The organism is Pseudomonas sp. AK181 (genome assembly GCF_051122975.1).
Lineage (GTDB): Bacteria > Pseudomonadota > Gammaproteobacteria > Pseudomonadales > Pseudomonadaceae > Aquipseudomonas > Aquipseudomonas lactis.
The window spans coordinates 2470712-2486121 of the sequence record NZ_CP146348.1; the positions used below are offsets into that span (position 1 = coordinate 2470712).

The following is a 15410-nucleotide window of genomic DNA, read 5'->3' on the forward strand; positions in this document are numbered from 1 at the left end:
ATCAGTCAAACCTCTGCGTACTCATCTGCACCGACCGGCCCCAGGACAAAAACAATGAAAACCCTACCGCCCGTTCACCGCATCGCCTTGCTGTTCAACGGCAGCAAAATCTACGACCGCGGCATCATCGCCGGCATTGGCAATTACCTGAGCAGCACCCGTGCGTCCTGGGACCTGTTCCTGGAAGAAGACTTCCTCTGCCGCCTGCGCGGTATCGAGCGTTGGCAGGGCGATGGGATCATTGCTGACTTCGATGACCCGCTGATTGGCGAGGCGCTGGCCGGCAGTCGGCTACCGGTGGTGGCGGTGGGGGGCTCTTATGAGGACGTCAGCAAGTACCCCAAGGGCATTCCCTATGTGGCCACCGATAACCATGCCCTGATGAAGCTGGCCTACGAGCATCTGGTGGAGGCGGGGTTGACGCGGTTTGCCTGTTTCAGCCTGCCCGAAGCCCAGGCCAATCGGTGGGCCCAGGAGCGTGAGAAAGCTTTTCGCCGCTTGATGCAGCGCGATGGCTTGCAGGTGGAGGTGTATCGCGGACTGGGCACCAGTGCGCCGTTGTGGGACAGCGCAGTGGAGCAACAGATTGCCTGGCTGCACAGCTTGCCCAAGCCTATCGGCATCATCGCGGTGACCGATGCCCGCGCTCGGCAATTGCTGCAAGCCTGCCTGACGGCGGGTATTGCGGTGCCGGAGGAGGTGGCGTTGATCGGCATCGACAACGACCCGCTGACCCGCACCCTCACGCGGGTGCCGCTCAGTTCGGTGATCCAGGGCACGGAGACCATGGGCCGTACCGCTGCGGCGCTATTGCATCAGATGTTGCACGGCAAACCCTGCACGGGCACCCAGGTGCTGGTGCCGCCGGACGCCATCAACGTGCAGGCCTCCAGCCTGCATCAGCCCCTGGGCAACCCTTACGTGATGCAGGCCTTGTTGTTTATCCGCCAGTACGCCTGCCAGGGCATCAAGACCGATCAGGTCGCCGCTTATGTCGGCGTTTCCCGCTCGTCCCTGGAAGCGCATTTTCGCAAGGCCCGCGGCTGCAGCGTGCATGATGAGATTTTGCGCTTCAAACTCGCTGCCGCTGCCAAGGGCCTGGAAAACCACAGCCTTGCGATTGCCGACATTGCCGCACGCTGTGGCTTCACCTCTGCGCAGTACCTGCATACGGTGTTTCGCCGCGAATTTGGCTGTACGCCGCGGCAGTATCAGCAGGGCGCGACCTAGAACACCGCTTTGACTTGCAAGCCCAGCACCAGCGCATTGTCGATGCTCTCACCGGAAAACGCCCCCGGCTCGATGATGTATTGCACATCCGGGCGCAAGGTCAGCCAAGGCGTGGCCTGGTAGCCATAACTGAGTTCGATCAACTGTTCAGCCGTGTCCAGGTCGGGGTAGGCCGTGCCGGCGTTGAACGCTGCCAGCTCTTGCACATCGCGGCTGCGCGGGTTCGGTACCGCACGGCCATAGCCCAGGGCGACGGTATCGCGCGGGCGACCTTCGAATGGCTTGTACAGCACCACGCCTGCGCCATACCACTTGGTGAACGGCGAGGCCGCTTGGCTGGCGGCGGAGTATTGACCGAAGGCATGCAGGCTGCGGCCTTGGGATGATGGGGAGGCCCACACCGCCTGGTCGATCAAGAGGTAGTGACCGCCACGCCCGCTGACGTCCTTGTTGCTGCCAATGCGTTTTACATCGGAACTGTCGTAGTAATACCCGAGCTTGTATTCACCGGGCAATGCGCCCGCGTGCTTGTAGATCAGCTCGATGGGCACCACGGTGCCGGTGGTGTGCTTGGGGCCCAGGTGCCAGGCGCGGCTGGAGTTGCCGTTGCTGGACGGGTCGACATTGAAGGCCGCCACGCGCAGTTGCCAGTTGGGCGAAAAGTCGTATTTCACCCGCGCACCCAAGTGCGCGTTCGGGTAGTTGGCCCAGCCGCTGCCGCCGGACATGTTCAGCGGATGCCCGCAGAACCCGGCGTTCATGAAGTTGCACAGGATACCGCTGTCCAGGCCGCCGAGGTCATTGCCCATGGCCATATAGCCCAGCTTGAGGTTCAGCGCCGGGGTGAACAGCGTACGCTCGTAGCTCAGCTCGGTGAGGCGCGTGTAGAGGCCGCCGTAGTTTTCCTGGATCGGCAGGCGGTTGCCCACCAGGTCTTCGGAGGCGCTGTTGCCGCGTCGGTCGTTGATTGTGAGCTGGATGCGGTCGCCGTTGGTGAAGCCGTAGAGCTTGCCCAGGTCGAACTGCACGCCGAGCTTGACGTTTTGCGAGTAGCGCGCCGAACGGTGCTGGCCGCCGTGGGCGTTGTAGGCGGTCTCGCCGCTGTAGTCGCCGGTAAAGCGCACACCTTGCGCGTCGAGTTCGCGGCGCAGGCCGCCCCAGTCGCCGGTCAGGGTGGTGTCGTCGGCTTGAACGGGCAGGGCGGCCGCAAAGGCCAGGCCCAGCGCCAGGCGCCAGGCGGTATGAGGAGTAGGGGGCATGGGGGATCTTTCCAAACACAAAGCGCGGTGCCTGGGCACCGCGCGAACAGAGGTGGTTACGGCAGGGCGTAGGCGATCACGTAGTCGCCGCGGTCGGTGGACTGGCGTGCGCCGCCGGCGGTGACGACGATGTATTGCTTGCCGGTTTTGGGCGACACGTAGGTCATCGGCCCACCCTGGCTGCCGACGGGCAGGCGGGCTTTCCAGATTTCATCGCCATTGCCGCTGTTGAAGGCGCGCAAGTAGAAGTCCTGGGTGCCGGCAATAAAGATCAGGCCGCCTTGGGTGGACAGAGTACCGCCCAGGGTCGGCAGGCCCACCTTGATCGGCAGGTGCATGCGGATACCCAGGGGGCCGGTGTCTTCAACGGTGCCCACCGGTACTTGCCAGGCGACCTTTTGCGTCTTCATGTCGATGGCGGTCAAGGTGCCGAATGGCGGCGCCTGGCACGGAATGCCGGCCACCGACAGGAAGCGGTTTTTGTTCACCGCATACGGCGTGCCCTTGAGCGGCACGGCGCCCATGCCGGTGTTCAGCGCTTCACCACCGGAAGAGGCCTGGGCCTTGTTCTGCGACGGCACCATCTGGATCCACAGGCCCAGGCGCATGTCGTTGACGAAGATAAAACCGTGCACCGGGTCGGTGGAGATGCTGCCCCAGTTCATGCCGCCCAGGGAACCTGGGAAGCTCAGGGATTTATCGGTGCCCGGCGCCGTGTACAGGCCGTCGTAGCGCATGCCCTTGAAGTCGATGCGGCACAGCAGCTGGTCATACGGCGTGGCGCCCCACATGTCCGATTCGGTCAGGGTTTGCGCGCCGATCTGCGGCATGCCCACGGATTTCGGCTGGGTGAGGGAATACGGCTCGTTGGGAATGTTCGCGGCTTTGACCGGCACTTCCTGCACGTCTGTCAGCGGCTTGCCGGTGGCGCGGTCCAGCACATAGATCTGCCCGGCCTTGGTGCCGATGACTACGGCCGGTACGGCCTTGTCGCTGCCTGGCGGGGTGAAGTCGATCAGGCTTGGCTGCATGGGCAGGTCGAAGTCCCAGAGGTCGTTGTGGACCGTCTGGTAGACCCACTTCTCGGCACCGGTGGACGCATCGAGTGCCAGCACCGAAGCGCCGTATTTGTGGTTGAGCTGGGTGCGTTCCACGCCGTAGATATCGGTGGACGAACTGCCCATCGGCAGGAAGACCGTGTTCATCAGCGGGTCGTAAGACATCGGCGCCCAGCTGTTCGGGGTGCTGCGCACGTAGGTGGCATCGCCCGTCGGGGCCTGCTTGTCTTCAGGGTTGCCTGGGTCGAAGGCCCAGCGCATTTGGCCGGTGATCACGTCAAAACCACGGATCACGCCACCGGGCATATCGGTCTGCACGTTGTCTGCCACGCGGCCGCCGACCACCACGGTGGTGCCGGCTATCAGCGGCGCTGAAGAGAGTTGGTAGTAGCTGTCCGGTACATTGCCCAGGCCAGCTTTGAGGTCTACCTGGCCATGGGTGCCGAAGTCTTCGCAGAACTTGCCGGTGTCGGCGTCCACGGCGATCAGGCGTGCATCAATGGTGTTGGTCAACAGGCGACGCTGGCACTGCGCACCGGCAGGCACGCTGGCGGCCAGGATCGGCGAGCTGTTGGGCTGGGTCGGCTGGGCAATCGGCGCGCTGGCGTCGAAATACGCCATGCCCCGGCAACGCTGCCACACTGCCGATTTGGCGTTGACTTCGTTCTTCCACAGTTCTTTGCCGGTGTCGGCATCCAACGCGATCAGGTTGTTGTGCGGGGTGCAGATAAACACTTTGTTGCCGACCTGCAGGGGCGTCAGTTGGTCTTCGGCACCGTTGCCGTCGCTGATGGCCACGTCGCCGGTGTGGTAGGTCCAGGCGACTTTGAGCTTGTCGATGTTGTCGCGGTTGATCTGGTCCAGCGCGGCGAAACGGCTGCCACCTTCGGTATTACCGTAGTGCGCCCAATCTTTCTGCGCATCGGCCGCAGCCACGGGTGTGACGCCCGGGCCTGCACCGGTGGGCGCAACGCTTGGGTGCGCGACAAACATATTGCCCGCTGCCACCGCCACGCCCAGCGCCAACACGGCGGCGACGCCATAGGCACCCCGCGCCGGTTTGCCGGCCAGCAACGGATACACCAGCGCGACCACCACGCCGATCACCGCAAACATGAACAGTCGCGAGAACAGCGGCCAGTATTCCAGGCCCACGTCGGCTACTGCCCACACGGCGGTAGCCAGCAGAAACGCGGCGAACAACCAGGCGCCGGCAGGCTTGCAGCGGGCAATCAGCAGCCCGGAAATGGCCATGACCACGCCGCCCAGCAGGAAGTACCAGGAACCTCCCAGGCTGACCAGTTTGGCGCCGCCGACGGCCAGCGCAAGGCCGAGCAGGGCGATGACGACGCCCAGGCCCAGGAGTAAGAATTTAGAGACGCCAGCGGCGCGCGATGCTCGTTTCATGTCGAATGGACTCGAGTGAGAGAGGGCAAAGACGCGATTTTAGCAAGATAAGTAACCGGTTAGTACATTTGAGTCCTGCAATAGACTGTTGCAGGTACTGCGATGATGGGGCGGGGCCGCTGCTACCCTGTGGCGAGGGAGCTTGCTCCCGCTGGGGCGCGAAGCGGCCCCAAAAGACTGGGCCTGCTACGCAGTCCAGCGGGAGCAAGCTCCCTCGCCACGGTCCAGCGCTGCCTGTTAAGGCATCAGAACTTGAAACGCCCCACCAGGCCATTGAGCTGGCCGGAAATATCAGTCAGCCGCCCTGACCCGGTCTGCGCCGAATGCGCAAAGCCTTCCACCAACTGCGCGTCGGCGTGGATCTGCGCGATATGCCGGTTGATCTCTTCGGCCACCTGGTGTTGTTCTTCGGCGGCGGTGGCGATCTGGGTGTTCTGGTCGCGAATCGAGTCCACCGAACCACGGATCTTGTCGAAGCTATCGCGGGCCTGCTGGATGCGCGCAACGCTGGTGTTGGACACCAGCAAGCTGCCTTGCATCTGCTGGGTGACTTCCTGGGTGCGGCGGGCGAGGTTGCCCAGCAGGCTGTCGATTTCGCCGGTGGAGTCGGCGGTGCGACGCGCCAGTGCACGCACTTCATCGGCCACTACCGCAAAGCCGCGGCCCTGGTCGCCAGCGCGGGCGGCTTCGATTGCGGCGTTGAGCGCCAGCAGGTTGGTCTGTTCGGCAATCGAACGGATGGTGTCGAGGATGGTGTTGATGTTCTGGCTGTCTTGCTCAAGCAACTGCATGGTCTGTGTGGATTTTTGCAGGTCTTCGCTGAGCTTGAGCACGCTGCCGGTGGCTTCGCCGATGTGCTGCTGGCCGGTGTGCACGTCGCGATAGCCCTCATCGGCACTCGTGGCGGCGGCGCTGCATGAACGCGCGACTTCGTTGGCGGTGGCGACCATCTCGTTGAACGCGGTGCTCACCAGTTCCACGGCTTCGCGCTGGCGGCCGGCGGCCTGGTTCATATTGTTGGCCACGGCGCTGGTGTCGGCGGCGGCGGTTTGCAGGTCTGAGGAGGCGTTGCCGATGCGCTGCACCAGTTGCGCGATCATGCTCAGGAACTGGTTGAACCAGCCGGCGAGGCTCGCGGTTTCGTCCTTGCCCTGCACCTTGAGCTGACGCGTGAGATCGCCTTCACCTTCGGCGATTTCCTGCAGGCCGTCGGCCACGCCGCGAATCGGGCGCACGATCACACGGGCAAAACTGGCGCCGACGATGGCGAACACCACGGCCAATACGGCGGCAATCGCCGCGATCAACCACGTCAGGCGGGTGGCACCGGCCATCACTTCGTCCCGCTTGATCAGGCCGATAAAGCGCCAGCCCAGGTCTTTGGAACTGACCACGTTAGCCATATAGGCCACACCGTCGATGCTCACCTCGGTCACGCCATCGCCGTGCTTGGCCAGTTCGGCGTAGTTCGCGCCCAGGCCTGCCAGGGGCTTGAAGTTGTGCGTGGCATCGCTGGGGTCCACCAGCACGTTGCCGTCGGCTTCCACCAGCATCAGGTAGCCGCTGTCGCCCAGCTTGATGGTGCGCACCAGTTCGGTGAGCTGCTTGAGCGATACGTCCAGGCCGACTACTCCAAGGATATTGCCCGTGGCATCCGCGACGGTGCGCACGGTGCCGATCAGCACCACATCGTCCGGCGCCCAGTAGTAGGCGCCTGTGCGCACGGTCTTGCCTGGCGCTGCGATGGCGGCCTGATACCAGGGGCGGGTGCGCGGGTCGTATTGCGTCAGTTTGGCGTCGTCCGGCCAACTGGCGTAGCCGCCATCGCTCAGGCCCAGGGACAGGTAGGCGGTGCTGGGGTGGCTTTTGGCGAACTGATCGAAAATCGCCAGCAGTTCGGTGTTGGTTGGTGTAAGCGGTATTTGCGCGGCATCGGCACCGGCATAGCTCTTGAGGTTCTTGGCCGCGATCACGCGCGGGTCTTTGGCGACGAAGTCGACATTCTGGCTGATGCCGTCGAAAAACTGCTGCATGCCATTGTCGATCTGGCGGATCTCGCGGCCGCTGCTGTGGAGGAAGTTGGCCAGCGCACCCTCGCGCAGATTCAGCACCACGATAATGGCGACCAGGATGACCGGCACGCACGCGATGGCCGCAAACGCCCATGTCAGCTTCTGCTTGATATTCATGACTTCACCCGCGGGTATTTATAGTTTTGGCAAGGGGAGAAAAATTAGTGCTGCATGTCGCAGGCGTTTTTGTGAGAGGCGAGGCCATGCGTACCCTCGGTATATCGGCCGAGGGCGCAGGCACTTGAGCAAGGGTAATCAGGCGATCGGGTCACCGACCAGGGCATCGCGGCGCATCGACTGCAGGTTCTTCTCGATGGTCTCGCAGATGCTTTCCATCTGGATCTGGTGTTCGCTGGAATTGAACGGGCTTTGCAGGTCGGTGCCGATGCGTTCGATGGCCAGCAGCATGAAGCCCACGACGGTGGAGGCCAGCGGCGTGAACCAGCCAAGGGATTCGACCAGGCCCACCGGCACGATCAGGCAGAACAGCGAAATGAACAGCCGTGGGAAATACACATAAGGGTAGGGCAGTGGCGTGTTGGCAATCCGCTCCATGCCGCCCTGGGCGTTCGAGAGGTCCACCAGGGTCGACTCCAACCGCGCCAGGCGAATGCTGTCCAGGCGCCCGGCCTGGTATTCGCGCGCCAGCAACGAGGCTGAGCCGGTGAGGATGTCATTGGCGAAGTTATTGGTGGCGCCGTTGCGCGCAAATTCTTCGGCGGGAATAAAGGCTCGCACTTCCTCCGGGCACGGCTGGCCCTTGAGGTGCGCAGCCAGGCAGTTGACGTAAGCCACGTGACGGCGCAACAGCGTCGACTTCACCGGGTTCACCTCACCAGGGGCGTCATCGAGCAGGGTTAACACTTGCCGGGCAAAACTGCGCGAGTTGTTGACCATCGCGCCCCACAGCGTGCGTGCTTCCCACCAGCGGTTGTAGGCGCTGCTGTTGCGAAAACTGATCAGCACCACCAGTGCCGAGCCGAGCAAGGTCAGGGGCATCAGCGGCAAATTGATCTTGGCGGTGAGAAACAGCATGAAGTCCACCGTCACTGCCACATCCCACAACAACAGCCAGAACAACGCCCAGCCCACATAGCCCATGGTCTTGATGATCAGGCGGTATTTCTTCAGAAGGGCAGCTTTCAAACGAGAACCTCGCGGCGGGCGGTTGGCAACAATCCCTGTTACGACGCCGTCGAGAGGGGAAGGTTCGCAGCGTGCTGAATCGATTAGTCCTCTAACCGCCAGGCGGAGTGAATGTAACCAAAGGTTGCGCGCAACTGTGTGCGGCAGTGGCGTTTGAATGTGGAACAACTTTGGTACTGATGACGTCTTGTCCGGCAATCGCTGTACATTGCGTTCGAGGCGAAAAGCCATTAATGGCAGGATTATTGAAGTGATTTGTTTTGGAGCCGGGCTGCAGGGATTTCGTAGCTGAGATCAGTGGCATCAAGTTGGATGATCAGGGCTCTTTCATGCGTGTCAGTTCGTTGAAGTTGGCTATGTGTAATACCGCGCAAGCGCTCGAACGTCATAAGGATTTTGAATCGTGCATGAGAGCGCATTACCACGTGCTGCTCGTGCCCTATTCGAGACGACCGTTTTTCTACAAGAGTGCCCTTAAATACAGCCGCTTGATGGTGTCGTTTGCATTATTGAGCCAATACTTTTCCACACCGCTGCCGTTGTTGGCAGAAGTTAAAGCCTTGTGCGTAACGCGCAAGTATTGTTCGAAAAACAGCCTGGAATCGATCTTTTTGCTGTTCCAGGCCCTGGGCTTCATGGAGGTTGCGCCGCACCCCGAAGACAGTCGCTTCAGGGTGTATGCACCCTCGGATGAAGCCTGCCGCGAAGCGCGGTTGATGCTCACCGCGCTCACTGAGTCGTTGGCGCTGCTCTACCCCGAGAGGGAAGTGTTCCGGCAGATGCGCGACCTGGATGACCGCGAGTTCCTGGCGCTCTATTTCAAGGGTTTTGCCATGATTCTCGCGGCCGAGTTGACGGTGGATGTCTTGCTGCCCGAATGTTATTGGCTGGTGAAGCGCGACGCTGGCCATCTGTTGATGCTGGCGATCTACAACGACGCCTTTGCCCCCGAGAACGACCGCGCCACCTTCCGGTCGTCTTCCTACCTGGCCTTGGCCAAGCAACTTTCCGTGTCCAAGACCCACATTATCCGTATGGTGCAGGAGGGGGTTGAAAAGGGTTATTTCAAAGCCCACTCCAAAACCCGGCTGGAAGTTCTGCCACCCTTTGCCAGCCTGGTAAAGCGGTTCATGGCCTTTTCATTTGCGATGGGCCTGCATGCTATTGAGATGGGAGCGTAAGGATGCCTGCTAACTTGAAGTTGCGGCCCAGAATGCGCAGTTTGTTGTCACCTGCGGTGGCCCAGGCCGAATGGGTAGGAATTATTGCCTGGGTCGGCATGCTCCTGATTCCTCCGACCTTGAAGTTGGACCTTTATATGTTGGCCGTCACGGTCGGCCTGCTGATTGTTTGCCGGGTACATGCCACCACCGCGAACTTCCTGCTCTGGCGAGTGCTGGGGGTCATCTATATGGTGTTGTTGTCCGTCGGCTTCGCCTATTTGATTCATTTGAACGAAGAGTTGCGTATCTACGGCTTGCCGTTGGCCGTGACCCTGGTGGTGGGCAGCGCCATCTTGTTTATCAGTGTCCAGGATTATCTGGTCGATGCGCTATTGATCTGGCTGATCCTATGGCCGCCCATGCAGACGGATATAGAAGCTGGCAATGAGGTGTATTTGCTGCTGTTCTGCGCGGCATCGGTGTCCATCGGGTTTATCTTGAGTTATTCCTACTTGAAGAACCTGCGTTCGGTATTGCTGGTGGAAAGCGAGTTTCGCGCCTTGGCCGAGACCGACTACCTGACCTCCATTCTCAACCGGCGCGCTTTTATGCAGAGTTTCGAGAAGTTGCTGGCTGGGGAGCAGGGCGGCTACTTCATCATGTTGGATATCGACAGTTTCAAAGAAAAAAACGACCTGTATGGCCACGACGTGGGGGACAAGATTTTGCGCGCCATGGCCCTGTGCCTGAAAAACGCCAAAGGCAGCCACAGCTTCGGGCGGATCGGGGGGGAAGAGTTCGGCGTGTTATTGCAGGGCGACGATGTGGAGGTGGCCTGTGATTACGCCCTGGACTTGTTGCAGGCGATCCGCAGCAGTGTGCCCGCACCCCACCATTACACCTGCAGTGCGGGGATGGCGCGTTTTTCACCGGGCGACGAGTTATCGGCCGTGCTCAAGATGGCGGACAAAAACCTGTACGGCGCCAAGCGCAATGGCAAAGACTGTGTGCACCTGGACGGCGCGCTGTTAAAGGCGATCTTGTCCTGAGGCTTGCCGTCTAGCGCATAGGTATCTACACAACTTTCCAAGTTGCAGCAGCTAACGCTAACCACGATGCGAAGCGAGCCGCTCTTGATCTTGCTCTTGATCTGCTTTTGATCTTAAGCGCCCCGTTAAACCACGCTGGCCGGAATTCGACAGGGATTTGGGGGGTAAACCGGCAGGGATGCCGGTTTAGCCGCCCCGCGCCATGGATGGCGCGTGGCGGCGGCCCCCCAAATCCCTGGCGGATTACGGGCACACCGAGCCTAAGCGAGGTGCCGAGTGGTGGGGCAAGAGCCTTTTGCTTACTTTTGGGCTCTTTTCAAAAGTGAGCCGCCGTCAGGGCGGAACCCTAGGTGGCCGTTACCGCAGCAATGGATATGCACACAATCCAACCGTGTTGACTGCCAGGCCGCCTTCGCGAGCAAGCCCGCACAGTTGGATCGTGGGGTCTCAGTTAGATATGGGGCGGCTATCAGGCCGCTATCGCAGGCAAGCCAGCTCCCACAGTTTGACCGTGGTGTGTCAGGGAGATGGGTGGCGGCTGGCAGGCCGTCACGGGAGCAAGCGCCCTCGCCACAGGCCCAGCGTCGCGCCGAAGTTATGCGTCTAGCGCTGTGACAACACACTGGCCAGCAACCCCGGGAAGCGGCTCTCCAGCTCGTCACGGCGCAACGAGTTCATATGGGTGGTGCCCACATTGCGCGTGTGCACCAAGCCAGCATCGCGCAATACCCGGAAATGATGGGACATGCTGGACTTCGGCCGCCCACCGTCCAGTTCGCCACAGGTGGCCTCTGGCACGTTGGCCAGGTAACGCACGATGTCCAGGCGTACGGGGTCGCTCAAGGCGTACAGCACACGCTCAAGCGTCAATTCCAGCGGGGTAGGGTGTTTGAAGGCTCGCATGGAGCGGATCATAACAGGGGGGTAGCGTTCAATACCATAGTTCGATTACCATCGAACTATCGAATCATTCACCCCTTCCTGGAGCTCCCAATGTCGGCCTTGTTCGAACCGTTCAAACTTAAAGACGTGACCTTGCGCAATCGCATTGCTATCCCACCGATGTGCCAATACATGGCCGACGACGGCATGGTCAACGACTGGCACCACGTGCACCTGGCCGGCATGGCCCGTGGCGGTGCTGGCCTGCTGGTGGTCGAAGCCACTGCGGTCGCCCCGGAAGGGCGCATCACCCCAGGCTGCGCCGGCATCTGGAGCGACGCCCACGCCGAGGCATTCGTGCCGATGGTCAAGGCGATCAAGGCCGCAGGTTCGGTGCCGGGCATTCAGATCGCTCACGCCGGCCGCAAAGCCAGCGCCAACCGCCCTTGGGAAGGTGATGACCACATCCCGGCTTCTGATGCCCGTGGCTGGGAAACCATTGCCCCGTCTGCCATCGCGTTCGGTGCCAACCTGCCCAACGTACCCCGTGCTATGACCCTGGAAGACATCGCCCGCGTACAGCAGGACTTCGTCGACGCGGCCCGCCGTGCTCGCGATGCCGGCTTTGAATGGATCGAGCTGCACTTCGCCCACGGCTACCTGGGCCAGAGCTTTTTCTCCGAACACTCCAACCAGCGTACCGATGCCTACGGTGGCAGCTTCGACAACCGCAGCCGCTTCCTTTTGGAAACCCTGGCTGCAGTGCGTGAAGTCTGGCCGGAAAACCTGCCGCTCACCGCTCGTTTCGGCGTGATCGAATACGACGGCCGTGATGAGCAGACCCTCACCGAGTCCATTGAACTGGCCCGCCGTTTCAAGGACGGTGGCCTGGACCTGTTGAGCGTCAGTGTCGGCTTTACCATTCCTGACACCAACATTCCGTGGGGCCCGGCCTTCATGGGCCCGATTGCTGAACGTGTACGCCGTGAAGCCGGTATTCCGGTGACCTCGGCCTGGGGCTTCGGCACGCCGCAACTGGCGCAAGGCGCGTTGCAGGCCGGGCACCTGGACCTGGTTTCGGTAGGTCGCGCACATTTGGCTGACCCACATTGGGCCTACTTTGCCGCCAAGGAACTGGGCGTGGACAAGTCCTCCTGGACCTTGCCGGCACCTTACGCGCACTGGTTGGAACGCTATCGCTGAGGTAAGCCTGCGCGTTGCATGAGCCACTCGATTGAGTGGCTTTTTTTCGCCTGTTGTTTTTCGCGACCTAAGCGGCGAAAAATAACAAATGAGAACCGATATCAAACGAGAATGCCCTGATATATGATGCGCGGCGAATTCTTGGCAGGTTTGCCGTCCCATCTGGCTCATTCACTAGGTTCTACACCCATGCGTCGTACCCTGATTTCCATCTGTGTGCTCCAGGCGTTTTCCCCCTTCGCGTGGGCAGAGCAGGTGCCTGCCGAGAGTGCCAGTATCGAGCTGCAAGCGACCAATGTCACCGCCACCGCCGACCTTGAGTCGGCCCAAGGCCCCGTGCAGGGCTACCACGCCACACGCTCAGCCAGTGCGACGCGCACCGACACCTCTATTCATGAAACCCCGCAGTCCATCAGCGTGGTGTCCAAGGACGTGGTCGAAGACCTCGGTGCAACGCGCCTGCAGGATGCCCTCGACTACGCCGGCGGCGTGGGCCGCGCCAACAATTTCGGCGGGCAGGGCCTGACCACTTTTACCGTGCGCGGCTTCACCACCGGTGAGTTCTACCGTAACGGTTTCCCGATCAACCGCGGTTACCCGAACATGCCGGACGCCAACACCATCGAGCGTCTTGAAGTGCTGCGCGGCCCCGCGACCATGCTCTACGGCCGTGGCGACCCGGGCGGCACCTTCAACGTGGTGTCCAAGCAACCGCTGGCCGAACGCACCGTCACCCTGGGCAGCCAGCTCAATGACCAGGGCATGAAGCGCGGCACCCTGGATGCCTCCGGCCCGCTGGACGAGGAAGGTCGCCTGGCCTATCGCCTGAACGTGGTGGGCGAGGGCGGCGACACCTTCCGCGATCACGTCGAGACGGAACGCTACGGCGTGACGCCGGTGATTACCTGGCAGGCCACCGATGACACCAAGGTGACCTTCGAAGGCGATTTCATGCGCAACAACCACCCGCTGGACCGCGGCCTGACGCGCTTCCCCAACCAGCGCGGCACGCCCTCGCGTGATACGTTCTGGGGCGACAAGGACGCCGGCAAGCTGCACAACGACAACAACATGGCGCAGTTGCGTTTCGAGCATGCATTGAGTGACAACTGGACCCTGGGCGGCGGTTTTCAGTGGTTGGACGGTAGCTTGAAAGGCAATGCCATCGAAGCCAATGGGTCGGGCAGCCTGGGCGCCGATGGCCGCACCCTGCAACGCAACTTCAACTATCGCAAGCTGGAATGGACCGACAAGGATTACCAGCTCAACTTGACCGGGCACTTCTCCACTGGCGGCTTCGATCACACGCTGCTCACGGGTATCGAGTACGAGGATTACGACTACAAGTCGATCATCCAGCGTTCCAGCGCCGTTGCGGGTACTTACCCGATCGATATCTTTGATCCGGTGTACGGTCAAACCCGTCCAGCGCTGACCCGTACGCCGACCCACGATAAAGAAAACCTCAAAACCTATGCTGCCTTCGTGCAGGACCAGGTCGCCCTCACCGAACGTCTGAAAGTACTGGCCGGTGCCCGCTTTGAGCGTTTCGAGCATGATTACCAGAACTATGTAGGTAAAAGCTGGCAGGCTGCCGACAACGCGGTCACCCCGCGTGTGGGTGTGATCTACGACCTCACCGACACCGTCGCGGTGTATGCCGATGCCGCGCGTTCGTTCAAGCCCAACACTGGCGCCAGTCGTGAAGGCGGTGGTTTTGCGCCGGAGAAGGGCAAGTCGTACGAGATGGGTATCAAGTGGGAGGCGCTGGACCGGCAGTTGAGCGTGGACGCGGCGATCTATCAGATCGAGAAGAAGAACGTGCTGACCAACGACCCAGCAGACACCACAAACACCTTCAGTGTTGCCGCCGGCCAAGTGCGCAGTCGAGGGTTCGACCTGAATGTGGCGGGTAATCTCACCCCTGAATGGCGCGTAATCGGCGGCTATGCCTATGTGGATGCCGAAGTCACCCGTGATAACACCTTCCGCTCCGGCACACGCTTGATGAACATCCCGCGCAACAGTTTCAGCCTGCTCAACGTTTATGAGTTTCAGGACGGCGCGCTCAAAGGCCTGGGCTTGGGCGCCGGCGGCAAGTACGTCGACCAACGCGCCGGCCAGACTGCCAACACGGCATTCTCCATGGACGCTTATACCGTGGTCGACTTGCTCGGCTACTACAAGGTCAATGAGCAGGTGCGTCTGAACCTGGATGTGAAGAACCTGTTCAACCGCGAGTATGAAGAAGGCGCGTTCGGCAATATCTACGCCTACCCCGGCGCACCGCGTACCGTGCAGGTGGGCATCGCCTACACCCTGTGATGAACAGCTTCGATATGTGGGAGCTGGCTTGCCTGCGATGACGGCCCGCCAGCCGACACCTCTCTACCTGACATCCCACGGTCCAACTGTGGGAGCGGGCTTGCTCGCGAAGGCGGCCTGACAGTCAACACAGTTGGATCGTGTACATATCCATTCCTGCGGTAACGGCCACTTAGGGTTCCGCTCTGACAGCGGCTCACTTTTGAAAAGAGCCCAAAAGTAAGCAAAAGGCTCTTGCCCCACCACTCGGCACCTCGCCTAGGCTCGGTGTGCCCGTAATCCGCCAGTGATTTGTGGGGCCGCCGCCACGCGCCATCCATGGCGCGGGGCGGCTAAACCGGCATCCCTGCCGGTTTGCCCCCCAAATCCCTGCCGAATTCCGGCCAGCGTGGTTTAACGGGGCGCCTGAGATCAAGATCACAAGCAGATCAAGAGCAAGATCAAGAGCGGCTCGCTTCGCATCGTGGTTACCGGGGGGTTGGCTGCTGCAACCGAAAAGTTGTGTAGATACCTAGGGCTATCGCAGGCGAGCCAGCTCCCTCTCCACAGTGCCCTGCATCCTATTCACCTGTCAGGTTTGACAGTAGACACTGGCCCTTGATCGAGGGATGTTTGC

General features: G+C 61.2%; 9 protein-coding genes and 2 pseudogenes. 5 read left to right on the top strand and 6 right to left on the bottom strand.

All coding sequences use genetic code 11. The features are described 5' to 3' along the window. Window positions 1-54 precede the first annotated feature (54 nt). Entirely contained in the window at window positions 55-1230 is a 1176-nt protein-coding gene (locus V8689_RS11880; RefSeq protein WP_056784169.1) for a XylR family transcriptional regulator, read from the top strand. Here the strand turns inward: V8689_RS11880 and V8689_RS11885 are convergent. From V8689_RS11885 to V8689_RS11905, 5 genes and pseudogenes are all read right to left on the bottom strand, one after another. Continuing rightward, window positions 1227-2489 carry a carbohydrate porin gene (locus tag V8689_RS11885; protein WP_056784172.1) on the bottom strand — a complete coding sequence of 421 codons (1263 nt, stop codon included), beginning with the start codon at window positions 2487-2489 and terminating at the stop codon, window positions 1227-1229. The two genes, V8689_RS11880 and V8689_RS11885, sit on opposite strands and share 4 nt — an antisense overlap. A 56-nt stretch (window positions 2490-2545) precedes the next feature. Next, window positions 2546-4954 (bottom strand): glucose/quinate/shikimate family membrane-bound PQQ-dependent dehydrogenase, encoded by a 2409-nt coding sequence (locus V8689_RS11890; RefSeq protein WP_056784175.1) that lies wholly within the window; start codon window positions 4952-4954, stop codon window positions 2546-2548. Between the two features lie 245 nt (window positions 4955-5199). Then, window positions 5200-5736: pseudogene (locus tag V8689_RS11895) on the bottom strand (methyl-accepting chemotaxis protein); the annotation flags it as partial. A gap of 375 nt (window positions 5737-6111) precedes the next feature. After that, window positions 6112-7143: pseudogene (locus V8689_RS11900) on the bottom strand (cache domain-containing protein); the annotation flags it as partial. A gap of 138 nt (window positions 7144-7281) precedes the next feature. After that, window positions 7282-8172, bottom strand: coding sequence for a bestrophin family protein (locus V8689_RS11905; protein ID WP_003190542.1), 891 nt, complete (start codon window positions 8170-8172; stop codon window positions 7282-7284). Between the two features lie 329 nt (window positions 8173-8501). On the opposite strand from V8689_RS11905, the gene V8689_RS11910 reads away from it, so the two are divergent. After that, window positions 8502-9353 (top strand): hypothetical protein, encoded by an 852-nt coding sequence (locus tag V8689_RS11910; protein WP_003190543.1) that lies wholly within the window; start codon window positions 8502-8504, stop codon window positions 9351-9353. Window positions 9354-9355: 2 nt separating this feature from the next. Next, complete coding sequence (locus V8689_RS11915) at window positions 9356-10384, top strand: GGDEF domain-containing protein (protein ID WP_056784180.1); 1029 nt, start codon at window positions 9356-9358, stop codon at window positions 10382-10384. A gap of 603 nt (window positions 10385-10987) precedes the next feature. On the opposite strand, the gene V8689_RS11920 is transcribed toward V8689_RS11915, so the two are convergent. Beyond that, the gene (locus V8689_RS11920; protein WP_050516211.1) at window positions 10988-11287 is read right to left on the bottom strand and encodes an ArsR/SmtB family transcription factor; all 300 of its coding nucleotides are present in this window, start codon (window positions 11285-11287) and stop codon (window positions 10988-10990) included. Between the two features lie 90 nt (window positions 11288-11377). Here V8689_RS11920 and V8689_RS11925 point away from each other — a divergent pair, with 90 nt between their 5' ends. Both V8689_RS11925 and V8689_RS11930 read left to right on the top strand, forming a co-directional pair. Then, window positions 11378-12469, top strand: a complete 1092-nt coding sequence (locus tag V8689_RS11925; protein WP_032892303.1) for an NADH:flavin oxidoreductase/NADH oxidase — start codon at window positions 11378-11380, stop codon at window positions 12467-12469. Between the two features lie 189 nt (window positions 12470-12658). Continuing rightward, the gene (locus V8689_RS11930) at window positions 12659-14794 is read left to right on the top strand and encodes a TonB-dependent siderophore receptor (protein ID WP_056784183.1); all 2136 of its coding nucleotides are present in this window, start codon (window positions 12659-12661) and stop codon (window positions 14792-14794) included. The last annotated feature ends 616 nt before the right edge of the window (window positions 14795-15410 follow it).

Bases quoted from the DNA above. Each gene is read 5' to 3' on its own strand.
- V8689_RS11880 (WP_056784169.1), top strand. From the start codon at position 55: ATGAAAACCCTACCGCCCGTTCACCGCATCGCCTTGCTGTTCAACGGC.
- V8689_RS11885 (WP_056784172.1), bottom strand. From the start codon at position 2,489: ATGCCCCCTACTCCTCATACCGCCTGGCGCCTGGCGCTGGGCCTGGCC.
- V8689_RS11890 (WP_056784175.1), bottom strand. From the start codon at position 4,954: ATGAAACGAGCATCGCGCGCCGCTGGCGTCTCTAAATTCTTACTCCTG.
- V8689_RS11910 (WP_003190543.1), top strand. From the start codon at position 8,502: ATGCGTGTCAGTTCGTTGAAGTTGGCTATGTGTAATACCGCGCAAGCG.
- V8689_RS11915 (WP_056784180.1), top strand. From the start codon at position 9,356: ATGCCTGCTAACTTGAAGTTGCGGCCCAGAATGCGCAGTTTGTTGTCA.
- V8689_RS11920 (WP_050516211.1), bottom strand. From the start codon at position 11,287: ATGCGAGCCTTCAAACACCCTACCCCGCTGGAATTGACGCTTGAGCGT.
- V8689_RS11925 (WP_032892303.1), top strand. From the start codon at position 11,378: ATGTCGGCCTTGTTCGAACCGTTCAAACTTAAAGACGTGACCTTGCGC.
- V8689_RS11930 (WP_056784183.1), top strand. From the start codon at position 12,659: ATGCGTCGTACCCTGATTTCCATCTGTGTGCTCCAGGCGTTTTCCCCC.